11 protein-coding genes and 1 riboswitch are annotated in these 12,126 nt (G+C 72.1%); of the genes, 6 read left to right on the top strand and 5 right to left on the bottom strand.

Annotated features, from left to right (window positions below; translation table 11 throughout):
- Positions 1–272: 272 nt before the first annotated feature.
- Entirely contained in the window at positions 273–977 is a 705-nt protein-coding gene (locus U5A56_RS22505) for a glutathione S-transferase N-terminal domain-containing protein (RefSeq protein WP_044843541.1), read from the top strand.
- A 155-nt stretch (positions 978–1,132) separates the two neighbouring features.
- Here U5A56_RS22505 and U5A56_RS22500 read toward each other — a convergent pair whose 3' ends face one another.
- Entirely contained in the window at positions 1,133–1,645 is a 513-nt protein-coding gene (locus U5A56_RS22500) for a MarR family transcriptional regulator (RefSeq protein ID WP_321924639.1), read from the bottom strand.
- A 134-nt stretch (positions 1,646–1,779) separates the two neighbouring features.
- Between U5A56_RS22500 and U5A56_RS22495 the strand changes: the two genes are divergently transcribed.
- A complete protein-coding gene (locus tag U5A56_RS22495; protein ID WP_044843624.1) occupies positions 1,780–2,964 on the top strand; it encodes an MFS transporter in 1,185 nt (394 codons plus the stop codon).
- Positions 2,965–3,014: 50 nt separating this feature from the next.
- On the opposite strand, the gene cobM is transcribed toward U5A56_RS22495, so the two are convergent.
- Genes cobM through cbiE form a run of 4 tightly spaced genes read right to left on the bottom strand, consistent with a single transcriptional unit; the run spans position 3,015 to position 6,839 of the window.
- Positions 3,015–3,743, bottom strand: coding sequence for a precorrin-4 C(11)-methyltransferase (gene cobM / locus U5A56_RS22490; protein WP_124485487.1), 729 nt, complete (start codon positions 3,741–3,743; stop codon positions 3,015–3,017).
- A 44-nt stretch (positions 3,744–3,787) separates the two neighbouring features.
- Positions 3,788–4,519 carry a cobalt-precorrin-6A reductase gene (locus U5A56_RS22485; RefSeq protein WP_321924637.1) on the bottom strand — a complete coding sequence of 244 codons (732 nt, stop codon included), beginning with the start codon at positions 4,517–4,519 and terminating at the stop codon, positions 3,788–3,790.
- Entirely contained in the window at positions 4,516–5,604 is a 1,089-nt protein-coding gene (locus U5A56_RS22480; RefSeq protein ID WP_124485489.1) for a cobalt-precorrin-5B (C(1))-methyltransferase, read from the bottom strand. The genes U5A56_RS22485 and U5A56_RS22480 overlap by 4 nt, the downstream gene beginning before the upstream one ends.
- Positions 5,604–6,839 carry a precorrin-6y C5,15-methyltransferase (decarboxylating) subunit CbiE gene (cbiE, locus tag U5A56_RS22475; protein ID WP_321821332.1) on the bottom strand — a complete coding sequence of 412 codons (1,236 nt, stop codon included), beginning with the start codon at positions 6,837–6,839 and terminating at the stop codon, positions 5,604–5,606. Before cbiE ends, U5A56_RS22480 begins: the two co-directional genes overlap by 1 nt.
- 237 nt (positions 6,840–7,076) lie before the next feature.
- Positions 7,077–7,269, top strand: a riboswitch (cobalamin riboswitch).
- A gap of 106 nt (positions 7,270–7,375) precedes the next feature.
- Here cbiE and cobG point away from each other — a divergent pair.
- The 4 genes from cobG to cobJ are packed head-to-tail and all read left to right on the top strand — an operon-like array spanning position 7,376 to position 11,877.
- Complete coding sequence (gene cobG / locus U5A56_RS22470; RefSeq protein WP_321924706.1) at positions 7,376–8,737, top strand: precorrin-3B synthase; 1,362 nt, start codon at positions 7,376–7,378, stop codon at positions 8,735–8,737.
- Positions 8,730–9,356, top strand: a complete 627-nt coding sequence (locus U5A56_RS22465; protein ID WP_044843547.1) for a precorrin-8X methylmutase — start codon at positions 8,730–8,732, stop codon at positions 9,354–9,356. The genes cobG and U5A56_RS22465 overlap by 8 nt, the downstream gene beginning before the upstream one ends.
- Positions 9,353–10,087: a precorrin-2 C(20)-methyltransferase gene (locus tag U5A56_RS22460; protein ID WP_044843548.1), complete on the top strand. Its 735-nt coding sequence runs from the start codon at positions 9,353–9,355 to the stop codon at positions 10,085–10,087. The genes U5A56_RS22465 and U5A56_RS22460 overlap by 4 nt, the downstream gene beginning before the upstream one ends.
- Positions 10,084–11,877, top strand: a complete 1,794-nt coding sequence (gene cobJ / locus U5A56_RS22455) for a precorrin-3B C(17)-methyltransferase (RefSeq protein WP_321924634.1) — start codon at positions 10,084–10,086, stop codon at positions 11,875–11,877. The genes U5A56_RS22460 and cobJ overlap by 4 nt, the downstream gene beginning before the upstream one ends.
- Positions 11,878–12,126: the final 249 nt, after the last annotated feature.

The following is a 12,126-nucleotide window of genomic DNA, read 5'->3' as shown; positions in this document are numbered from 1 at the left end:
ATGTCCACAGGCACCCGTTCGCAACACGTCGATGCGTCGTCTGTTGAGGCGGCTGACCGAAACAGGCAGGCGCGCTGCGCGCGGCGGCGCACGGACACGACGCGCGGCCGCCGTCTGCAGCGATCGCGGGGATCGGCTACAGTGGGCGTCTTCGGCGCGCCCCGCCCGCCGGTCGATGCGTTCGTCCCGTTCCTGCCGCCGTGTCAGCGGCTGCCGGCGACGCGCGGCAGGCCGGCGGGGCGCGGATCCTCAACGTTGACGAACGAACCTCCATGCCCGATCTGTCCGCCTTCCCGATCACGAAAAAATGGCCGGCCCAGCATCCCGACCGTCTCCAGCTGTACTCGCTGCCGACGCCGAACGGCGTCAAGGTGTCGATCATGCTCGAGGAAACCGGCCTGCCGTACGAGCCGCACCTCGTGCGCTTCGACACGAACGACCAGCTGTCGCCGGAATTCCTGTCGCTGAACCCGAACAACAAGATCCCGGCGATCATCGATCCGAACGGCCCCGACGGCCGGCCGCTGGCGCTGTTCGAATCCGGCGCGATCCTGATCTATCTCGCGGACAAGACGGGCCAGCTGATCCCGAAGGATCCGGCGGGCCGCTACGAGACGATCCAGTGGGTGATGTTCCAGATGGGCGGCATCGGCCCGATGTTCGGGCAGGTCGGCTTCTTCCACAAGTTCGCGGGCCGCGACTACGAGGACAAGCGTCCGCGCGACCGCTACGTCGCCGAATCGAAGCGCCTGCTCGGCGTGCTCGACGCGCATCTCGCGAATCGCAAGTGGGTGATGGGCGATACGTACACGATCGCCGACATCGCGATCTTCCCGTGGGTGCGCAACCTCGTCGGCTTCTATGAAGCGGGCGACCTGGTCGGCTTCGGCGAATTCAAGCATGTCGCGCGGGCGCTCGACGCGTTCGTCGCGCGTCCGGCCGTCGCGCGCGGGCTCAACATCCCGGCACGCGGCTGAGCCGCGCGGCGGGCCCACGCGGTGCGGCCCGCCGTCTGTCCGGCCCGCCGCAGCGCGCGGCGGGCGGTTCACGCGCTGCCTTTCTTTTACGCGTTTCCTGTCGGCGTTTCCATTTCCCGCTCGTCGCGCTCGTTCGACGTGACGATACGGCGGCGCTACTTTTCGGCCGACGCCGACGCTTCTCCTCCCAATCCCGCCAGCAGCTTTTCGAGCAACGCCGCAAGTTGCGCCTGCTCCGCCTCCGACAGCGCGGCCAGCATCGCACGCTGATTGTCGACGTGCGCGACCACCGCATCGTCGATCAGCGCGCGGCCGGCGTCGGTCAGCGCGACGAGCGTGCCGCGGCCATCGGCCGGGTTCGGCCGGCGCTCGACCCAGCCGGCCTTCTGCAGCCGGTCGATGCGCGCGGTCATCCCGCCGGACGACATCATCAGCGCGTCGTACAGCGCGGTCGGTGTCAGCGCGAACGGCGCGCCGCTGCGCCGCAGCGTCGCCAGCACGTCGAACTCGCCCGGCTGCATCCCGTAGCGCGCGAACAGCGGATTGAGACCATCGCGCGCGATCACGAGCGCGGCTTCCTGCAGCCGTCCCATCACGAGCATCGACGATGCATCCAGATCCGGACGCTCGACGCGCCACTGCGCGAGCGCATGCGCGGCTCGATCCATTAACCCTCCTCGGCTCACCAGTTATCTTGACGTCGAGATAAATACGCATTTATCTTGATGTCGAGATACTTTACATGAAAATGCACGGCACGCAGACGAAGGTGTCGTGCACCGATATCGAGGGCCACTCCATCATGAATCGCTTCACTTCCCCCGGCTGGCGGCTGGCCGCCATCGTACTGGTCGGGTTGAACCTGCGGCCCGCGCTGGCCGCGATCGGTCCGCTGCTCGACATGATCCAGCGTGCGACCGGCATCGGCGACGGCGCGGCGAGCCTGCTGACCACGATCCCGATCCTGCTGATGGGCCTGGGCGCGCTCGGCGCGCGGCGGCTGCAGCGCGTGACGGGGATCGCCGGCGGCGTGTGGCTCGGCGTCGTGCTGATCGGGCTCGCGTGCGCGTCGCGCTTCGGCGCGCAGCACGCATGGCTGCTGCTCGCGAGCGCAGGTTGCGCGGGCATCGGGATCGCGATGGTGCAGGCGCTGCTGCCGGGGTTCGTGAAGGCGCATTTCGCGACGCGCATCGGCGGCGCGATGGGCGTCTATTCGACGTCGATCATGGGCGGCGCGGTACTCGCGAGCGTCGTCGCGCCGTTCGCCGCGGCCCGCTGGAGCTGGCTGGTCGCGCTCGCGGGCTGGGCGCTGCCGGCCGCGGTCGCGGCGCTCGCGTGGCCGCTGGCCAGTCGTGGCGGCGACGCACCGGCGTCCGGGCCGACGGCCGCGCCGCTGGTGCAGGCGCGGCCGTCGCGCTCGCCGCGGGCCTGGCGGCTCGCGATGTTCTTCGGGATCGCGACGGGTGCCTACACCCTCGTGCTCGCATGGCTGCCGCCGTACTACATGCGGCTCGGCTGGTCGCCGACCGCGGCCGGCAGCCTGCTCGGCGGCGTGACGCTCGCGGAAGTCGTCGCGGGGCTGGCGATCTCGGCGACGATCGACCGCCTGCCCGATCGCCGGCCCGCGCTGCACGCGGCGATCGCGTCGCTGTTCGCCGGATTGCTGGTGATGCTGGCCGCGCCGGACACGCTCGCGATGCCGGCCGCGCTGCTGCTTGGCGCGGGGATCGGCGCGCTGTTCCCGCTGTCGCTGATCGTCACGGTCGATCATGCGGCGACGCCGGCCGACGCGGCATCGCTGACGGGGTTCGTGCAGGGCGTCGGCTATCTGGTCGCCGGGTTGTTTCCGTTCGCGGCCGGCATCGTGCGCCAGCATCTCGCGGATCTGACGCCGGCATGGATCGCGATGGCATGCCTGTGCGTCGTGCTGTTCGCACTGGCGGCGGGCTTCGCGCCGCAGTTTGCGCGGCGTGTCGCGCGTGCGTAGCGCCGATCAGACGCGGCGCGTGAAGGCGTCGCCCCGGTTCGTGGCCGGCATCACCCCCCGCTTGCGTACAGCGTCGAATCCGCGAACCCTTCCGCGTCGAGCACGCGTCCGATCAGGATCAGCGCGGTGCGTTCGATCTGCGTGCCCTGCACCTTGCCGACGATGTCGGCCAGCGTGCCGGTCACGCGCTCCTCGTCGGGCCAGCTCGCGCGGTAGATCACGGCGACCGGGCACGCGGGCCCGTAATGCGGCAGCACTTCGTCGACGATCCGCGCGAGATGCCGCACGCCGAGGTGAATCGCGAGCGTCGCGCGATGCGCGGCGAGCGCGCCGAGCGCTTCGCCTTCCGGCATCGTCGTCTTGCCCGCGAAGCGCGTGAGGATCACCGTCTGCGCGACACCGGGCAGCGTCAGCTCGACCCCGAGCGTCGCCGCGCAGGCGGCCGTGGCCGTCACGCCCGGCACGATTTCATAGGGAATCCCGAGCGCTTTCAGCCGCCGGATCTGTTCGCCGATCGCACCGTACAGCGACGGATCGCCCGAATGCACGCGCGCGACGTCCTGCCCTTTCGCATGCGCGTCGGCGAGCAGCGCGACGATCGCGTCGAGGTCGAGCTCGGCGGTATTGACGACCCGTTCCGCACGATGGCCGTCAAGCACGGCCGGCGGCACGAGCGACCCTGCATACAGGATCACCGGGCACGTGCGCACGAGGCGCTGGCCCTTTACCGTGATCAGCTCCGGGTCGCCGGGGCCCGCGCCGATGAAATACACCGTCATCGAAAAATCTCCGTCAATTCATGGGGCAGCCGGGTCGTGCGGCATCAAGCACGCGCGGCCGGGTCGAGCGCATCGAGCAGCGCGGCGGCCGAGTCGAACGCGCGGTCGGCGTCAGGCAGCGGCGGCCGGCGCAGCATCACGACCGGCAGCCGGCGTTCGCGCGCGACGTCGAGCTTGGCTTCGGTCGCGCCGCCGCCGCTGTTCTTGCTGACGACGACGTCGATGCCCGCGAGCGCGAACAGCGCGCGTTCATTCTCGAGCGTGAACGGCCCGCGCGCGGCGACGATCTGCGCGCGCGCGTTGCCGGGATGCGCATCGAGGCAGCGCACCAGCCAGAACTGGTGCGGCGGGATCGCGTCGAGATGCGCGAGCGGTTCGCGGCCGAGCGTGAACAGCGGCCGCCGGAACGGCGCGAGCGCGGCCTCGATGCCGGCCCAGTCGTCGACCATCCGCCAGTCGTCGCCGGGTTGCGGCGCCCACGGCGCGCGGCGCAGCGCCCACAGCGGCACGCCCGCGTCGCGCGCGGCGGCCGCCGCGTTCGCGCTGATGCGCGCGGCATACGGATGCGTGGCGTCGATCACGAGGCCGATGCCGGCACTGCGCAGATACGCAGCGAGCCCAGCCGCCCCGCCGAAGCCGCCGACGCGCACGTCGCAGCGCAGGTCGTCGGGCACCTTGCCGAGACCCGCGAGGCTATAGACGTGCCGCGGACCGAGCGCGCGTGCGATCTTCAGCGCGTCGCCGGTGCCGCCGAGCAGCAGGATGCGCGCGCTCATCGTGCGATCCCGACGAAGCGGCCCTGCCGGTCGATCGCGAACATCTCGACGGCGACCGATGGCGGTACGATGTCGCGCGCGACCCGCAGCGCGTGCGCGCAGACGAGGTCGCCGAGCGGCACGCCTTCGGCCTGCGCGAGCTTCAGCGCTTCCTGGCTGGTGTTCGCCGCGCGCATCGCGGCCTGCAGCGCGTCGTTCGCGCCCGCCTCGGCCGCCCACTGCGCGAGCAGCGGCAGGTCGATGCTCGAATGGCGGCTGTGCAGGTCGAGATGGCCGGCCGCGAGCTTGCTGAGCTTGCCGAAGCCGCCGCACATCGACAGGCGCGCGACCGGCGCGCGGCGCAGGTGCTTGAGCACCGCGCCGGCGAAATCGCCCATTTCGATCAGTGCCATGTCGGGCAGGCCGTAGTGCGCGCGCATCGCATCCTCGCTCGCGTTGCCGGTGCACGCGGCGATGTGCGCGATCCCGTTCGCGCGTGCGACGTCGATGCCCTGATGGATCGACGCGATGTATGCCGAGCACGAGAACGGCCGCACGATGCCGGTCGTGCCGAGAATCGACAAGCCGCCGACGATGCCCAGCCGCGGGTTCATCGTCTTCAGCGCGAGCGCCTCGCCGCCCTCGACACCGATCGTCACGTCGAAGCCGCCCGTGTAGCCGTATTCGGCCGCGAGCGCGTCGAGGTGCGCGGTCATCATCTGGCGCGGCACCGGATTGATCGCCGGTTCGCCGACCGGCAGCGTGAGCCCCGCGCGCGTGACGGTGCCGACCCCCGGCCCCGCGTGAAAACGCACGCCGGGCACGGCGGCGAGCGCGACCCGCGCGAAGATCAGCGCGCCGTGCGTGACGTCCGGATCGTCGCCGGCATCCTTGATCGTGCCGGCTTCCGCGCCGTCGGCCGTGGCCCGGCAGAACGCGAGCCGCATCATCACGCGCTGCCCCTTCGGCAACACGATCTCGACCGCATCGTCCGCGCGGCCCGCGAGCAGCACGCGTGCGGCGGCGAGCGACGTCGCGGTCGCGCAGCTGCCGGTCGTGTAGCCGAAGCGCAGCGGTGCCGGTTGTTCGGGGGTTTCGTCGCGCATCAGGCAGGGTCCGCGAGGTCGGTCGCCGTGGAAGCGGGCTTGTGCACGTCGTACAGCGTGACGGGCAACGGCTGCCGCCACGTGTCGAAGCGGCCGAGCGGCTCGGCGTGCGCGAGCGATACGCGCGTGAGCGTGCCGCCGTGCGCGTCGCGCCACGCGGCGAGCGCCAGCTCGCCCTGCAGCGTGACCGCGTTCGCGACGAGCCGGCCGCCGGGCTTCAGTGCCGACCAGCACGCGTCGAGCACGCCGGGCACGGTCGCGCCGCCGCCGATGAAGATCGCATCGGGCGCGGCGAGCCCCGCGAGCGCATCGGGCGCGCGCCCGGCCACGAGTTGCAGGCCCGGTACGCCGAGAGCGTCGCGGTTGTGCTCGATGTAGCGCTGCCGCTCCGCATGCGACTCGATCGCGATCGCCTGGCACGACGGATGCGCGCGCATCCACTCGATGCCGATCGAGCCGCTGCCCGCGCCGACGTCCCACAACAGTTCGCCGGGGGCAGGCGCGAGGCGTCCGAGCGTCAGCGCGCGCATGTCGCGCTTGGTGAGCTGGCCGTCGTGGCGGTACGCGTCGTCGGGCAGGCCAGGCGTGAGTGCGCGGCGCGGCGCATCGGGGCCGGCCTGGCAGTCGAGCGCGACGAGATTGAGCGCGGCGGTTTCGTCGATGTGCCAGTCTTGCGCGAGCCCGTCGATGCGCCGCTCGAGCGGGCCGCCGAGGTGCTCGAACACGCTGATGCGCGTCGGGCCGAAGCCGCGCGCGGCGAGTTCGGCGGCGACCGTGGCCGGCGTGCGGCCGTCGGCGCTCAGCACGAACAGGCGCCGGCCCGGCAGCAGGTGACGCGCGAGCGTCGCGAGCGGCCGGCCGACGAGCGACACCGCGCCGACGTCCTGCAACGCCCAGCCGAGCCGCGCGGCCGCCAGCGACAGCGACGACGGTGCGGGCAGCACGCGCCATTCGTCGGGGGACAGTTCGCGCGCGAGCGTCGCGCCGACGCCGAACAGCATCGGGTCGCCGCTCGCCAGCACGCAGACGGGCGAACCGCGCTGCGCGAGCAGGCCCGACAGGTCGAACGGCGACGGCCATGCGGCGCGTTCGGCCGGCAGCCGCGCGGGCAGCATGTCGAGGTGCCGCTTCGCACCGACAACCCGCTTCGCCTCGAGCAGCGCGCGCCGCGCGCCGCGCCCGAGCCCCGCGTAGCCGTCGTCGCCGATGCCCACTACCGTCAGCCACGCCGTCATGCACCCTTCCCCTTCGTCCGATTCCATCGAGTCGCCGCACGGCGGCCGTGAAGGCGCCGGTGCGGCCGTCCGCATTGCGAAAGTCGGCATGGTACCGTGTTCCACCGCGCGTTTCATCTGCGAGCCCGCCGACGCCGGGCCGCGTTTCGCGTCGGCCACGGCGCCTGCCCGACGGTCGCCCGACGGTCGCCCGACGGTCGCCTGGGGGTCCCGAAACGCCGGTGAAATCGGGTATCCTACGGCCGTTCGTTCGCCGGTGCCCTTCGGGGCCGAAGAGGGAACACAGGGCGCGCCGCGCGCCGCTGTGGCTGCCCCCGCAACTGTAGACAGCGAGCCGATCTCCCCCCTCATGCCACTGGTTTCACCGGGAAGGCCGGGAGCCGGCGCCGACCTGTCAGCCAGGAGACCTGCCGGCCTGAAAGTGCGTGCGTGCCAGTCGGCGTCGGGCGGGGTGTACCGATGCGTTGGCCGCGGCGCGACACTGTCCCGGTATCCCGTTGAGATCCGCCCCCGATTCGAATCCTGCTTCGCCCGTCGTGCGCCCTTCGGCTTGCCCGGGGCTCGTGCGCGTCGTCGCGGCCGCCGACGGCGGGCTGTGCCGGATCAAGCTGCCGGGCGGCCGGCTCGACGCGCGGCAGGCGCGCGCGATCGCCGCCGTCGCGCGTGCCTGCGGCTCCGGCGCGATCGACGCGACCAATCGCGCGAATCTCCAGCTGCGCGGCATTCGCGACGGCACGGCCGATACGCTGGTCGACGCGTTGCTCGACGCGGGCCTGGGCCCACGCATCAACGCGGGCGAGGCCGCTGACGACCGCGCCGCGCTCGCCGCAAGCGACGACGTCCGCAACCTGATGCTCAGCCCGCTTGCGGGGCGCGATCCCGACGCGCTGCTCGACAGCCGCGCACTCGCGCTTGCGCTGCTCGACATGCTGACGCACGAGCCGCGCCGCGGCGAACTGTCGCCGAAATTCTCGATCCAGCTCGACGGCGGCGAATCGGTCGCGGCGCTCGATCATCCGCACGACATCTGGCTCGCCGCGTGGCGTCGCGGCGACGGCGCGGTCCGCATCGCCGCGGGCCTGGCCGGCTGTCCGCCGGTCGCGCCCGGCGATCCGCCCGCCGCGTTCGACGTGGCGCCGGACCAGACCGTCGCGCTCGTGCGCGCGTTGCTGCTGGCGTTCCTCGATCTCGCGCCGACCGACGTCACGCGGATGCGCGCGTGGCTCGCGACCGGCGGAGCACGCGCGTTGCGCGAGCGTGCGCAGCATTACGTACCGTTCCCGCTCGAAGCCGATCCGGCACTGGCCGGCTGGCGGCGCACGCAAGCGGATGCCGCGCTGCGTTTCGGCGCACGGCCGTCGCGCGACGCGGATCGCTGCAGCGTCGGCGCGCAGTTCGTGCTCGGCCGGCTCGACGCGTCGCAACTGGAACGGCTCGCGGCACTGGCCGACGCCGACGGCGACGGCACACTGTCGATGACGCCGTGGCAAGGCGTGTTCGTGCACGGCGTGCGGCACGAACGTGCGCCGGCCGTGCTCGACGCGCTCGCGTCGCTCGGGCTCGTGTGCACGACATCCGACCCGCTGGCGGCGCTGGTCGCCTGCACCGGCAGCGCGGGCTGCGCGAAGTCGCGCGCCGATACGAAACGCGATGCGCTCGCGCTGGCCGCGCGCGTCGGCCATCCGGTCGACGTGCACCTGACCGGCTGCGAGCGCCACTGTGCGCTGCCGCACCCCGCGACGCATACGCTCGTCGCGGTCGCGCCCGCGCGCTACGACCTTTACCGGCGCGACGCCGCCGCGGGCCTCGGCGCCCCGCTCGCGCGCCATCTGACGATTGACCAGGCCGCGGCCCGACTGACGGGCGCGCGCCACAGCCAGGACACCACCGATGCTTGACTACATTCGCGACGGGCAGGAAATCTACCGCCAGTCGTTCGCGACGATCCGCGCCGAGGCCGACCTGTCGCAGGTTCCGCCCGATCTCGAGAAACTCGCGGTGCGCGTGATCCACGCGTGCGGGATGGTCGATGTCACCTACGACCTGCGCTTCTCGGCCGGCGCCGGCACGGCGGGCCGTATGGCGCTCGCGGCCGGCGCGCCGATCCTGTGCGACGCGAAGATGGTTGCCGAAGGCATCACGCGCGCGCGGCTGCCGGCCGGCAATCGCGTGATCTGCACGCTCGGCGAACCGGAAGTGCCCGACCTCGCGCGGCATCTCGGCAACACACGCTCGGCCGCGGCGCTCGAACTGTGGCGCCCGCATCTGGCCGGCAGCGTCGTCGTGATCGGCAATGCGCCGACCGCGCTGTTCCACCTGCTCGACATGATCGACGCCGGTGCGCCGCGCCCAGCGCTGATCCTCGGCTTTCCGGTCGGCTTCATCGGCGCGGCCGAATCGAAGGCGGCCCTCGACGCCGACAGCCGCGGCGTGCCGTACGTCGCGCTGCTCGGCCGGCGCGGCGGCAGCGCGATGGCGGCTGCCGCGGTCAACGCACTCGCGACGGAGGCCGAATGACGGCCCCGCGCGGACGCCTGTTCGGGGTCGGCGTCGGCCCCGGCGATCCTGAACTGATGACGATCAAGGCGCTGCGCGTGCTGCAGGCCGCGCCGGTGGTCGCGTATTTCGTCGCGAAGGGCAAGAAGGGCAATGCGTACGGAATCGTCGAGGCGCACCTGCGCGACGCGCAGACGCAATTGCCGCTCGTCTATCCGGTGACGACCGAGGCGCTGGCGCCGCCGCTTTGCTACGAGACCGTGATCGCCGACTTCTACGACACGGCGGCCGAGATCGTCGCGTCGCATCTCGACGCCGGGCGCGACGTCGCGGTGATCTGCGAAGGCGACCCGTTCTTCTACGGGTCGTACATGTACCTGCACGATCGCCTCGCGCCGCGCTACGACACCGAAGTGATCCCGGGCGTGTGCGCGATGCTCGGCGGCACGGCCGTGCTCGGCCAGCCGCTCGTCTATCGCAACCAGAGCCTGTCGGTGCTGTCCGGCGTGCTGCCGGAGGACGAATTGCGCGCGCGGCTCGCGCAAGCCGACGCGGCCGTCGTGATGAAGCTCGGCCGCAACTTCGACAAGGTGCGGCGCGTGCTCGACGAACTGGGGCTCGCGAAGCGCGCGCTGTACGTCGAGCGCGCGACGATGGCGGCCCAGCGCATCGTGCCGCTCGACGAAGTCGATCCGATGGCGTCGCCGTATTTCTCGCTGCTCGTCGTCCCGGGGGAAAAATGGCAAGGATGACGACCCCGCCCGCGATCGTGATTCTCGGCGCGGGCGCGCTCGATACCGCGCGGCGCATCCAGGCGCGTTATCCGGGGGCCGCCGTGCACGGGCTCGCGTCGCGCGTCGAGGCCGACGTGCCGTTCGACGAACTCGGCGCGCACCTGCGCGAACTCTACGCGCGCGGCTTGCCGATCGTCGCGCTGTGCGCGGCCGGCATCGTGATCCGTTGCGTCGCGCCGGCACTCGCCGACAAGGGTGTCGAACCGCCGGTGCTCGCGGTCGCGGAAGACGGGTCGGCCGTCGTGCCGCTGCTCGGCGGGCTGACGGGCGTCAACGTGATCGCACGCGAAATCGCCGAATGCCTCGGCGTCGCGCCGGCGATCACCACGAGCGGCGAACTGCGCTTCGGCGCATGCGTGCTCAACCCGCCCGACGGCTATGCGCTCGCCGATCTCCAGCAAGGCAAGCGCTTCGTGTCCGACCTGCTCGCGGGCGCGGCCACGCGCGTCGACGGCGCGGCGCCGTGGCTCGACGACGTCGCGCTGCCGCGCGACGACGCGGCCGCGCATGCGATCCGCGTGACGCCCGATGCGTGGCGCGGCGCGCGCGACGAACTCGTGATCCATCCGCGCAGCGTGGTGGTCGGCGTCGATGCGCGCGGCGTGCGGGCCGATGCGGCGCCGTCGCTTGCCGAACGCATCGACGCGCTGCTCGACACGCACGGCCTCGCGCGGCTGGCGCTTGCCGCGCTCGTCGCACCGGCGACGTTGCTCGGCGATGCACGGGTCGAAGCCGCTGCACGGACGCTGGACGTGCCGCTGCGCTTTGCCGAAGGCGATGTCGAAGTCGATGGTGATAGCGAAGGCGATGGTGATGGCGATGGTGATGGCGAAGGCGAAGGCGAAGGCGATAAGGCCCGCGCTGGCAACACCGCCGCCGCCGCCCTGCTCGCCCGCACGTTGCGCGTCGCGCATACGCTGCGCGCAGCGACCGATGGCCTCGCGTGCGCGGTCGCTGCCGAGCCCGTCGATCCCGCCACGCTCGGCCGTGCACGCGGCCGCCTGACGGTGCTCGGCCTCGGCCCCGGCGACGCTGCATGGCTCACGCCCGCGGCGCGCAGCGCGCTCGCGGACGCCACCGACATCCTCGGCTATACGACCTACGTGACGATGGCCGGCCCGTTCCGCGCGGAGCAGCGCGTGCACGGCACCGACAATCGCGAGGAAATGCAGCGTGCGCGCCATGCGTTCGAACTGGCAGCCGAGGGCCGGCGCGTCGCGGTCGTGTCGTCGGGCGATCCGGGCGTGTTCGCGATGGCCGCGGCCGTGCTCGAAGCCCTCGACGAAGCGCGCGATCCGCGCTGGGCCGCGGTCGAACTGCGCATCGAACCCGGCGTATCGGCATCGCTCGCGACCGCCGCGCAAGCCGGCGCGCCGCTCGGCCACGATTTCTGCGCGATCTCGCTGTCGGACAACCTGAAGCCGTGGGACGTGATCGAGATGCGCCTGCGGCATGCGGCGCAAGCCGATCTGGTGATGGCGTTCTACAACCCGATCTCGCGTGCTCGGCCGTGGCAGCTCGATCGTGCGCTCGATGTGGTGCGCGCGCACCGCGCGGCCGACACGGTCGTCGTGCTCGGCCGCGACATCGGCCGGCCCGGCGCGACGCTCGCGACGACGACGCTCGGCGCGCTGCGCAGCGATCAGGTCGACATGCGCACGATGGTGATCGTCGGTTCGTCGACGACGCGGCGTTTCGCGATCGGCGACGGGCGTGAGTGGGTGTATACGCCGCGCTGGTATCGCTGAACTTCGATGCGGATTGAGCCACAGTCCAGCCTTGCCGGCCGGGGCGGTGGCGTGGTTCGGGCGTCGAGCTGCCCGGATATCGCGCAGCAGCCGTTCGCGTTCGCAGCGACCTTCGGGACGCTCGACGGCGAGCGGCGTACCGGCACGTGATGCGATGCGGCCGTTCCCGGTCGCTATCCGCTATCCGGCATCTGGCATTGCGGTGAACGAGACGCGAAGCGAAGCAAGCGCCCCGCCCCGCTTCGCGGC

The organism is Burkholderia sp. BCC1998 (genome assembly GCF_905339875.1).
Lineage (GTDB): Bacteria > Pseudomonadota > Gammaproteobacteria > Burkholderiales > Burkholderiaceae > Burkholderia.
Note: the sequence above shows the minus strand (reverse complement) of the source record. Positions and strands in the feature narration are given on the sequence as shown.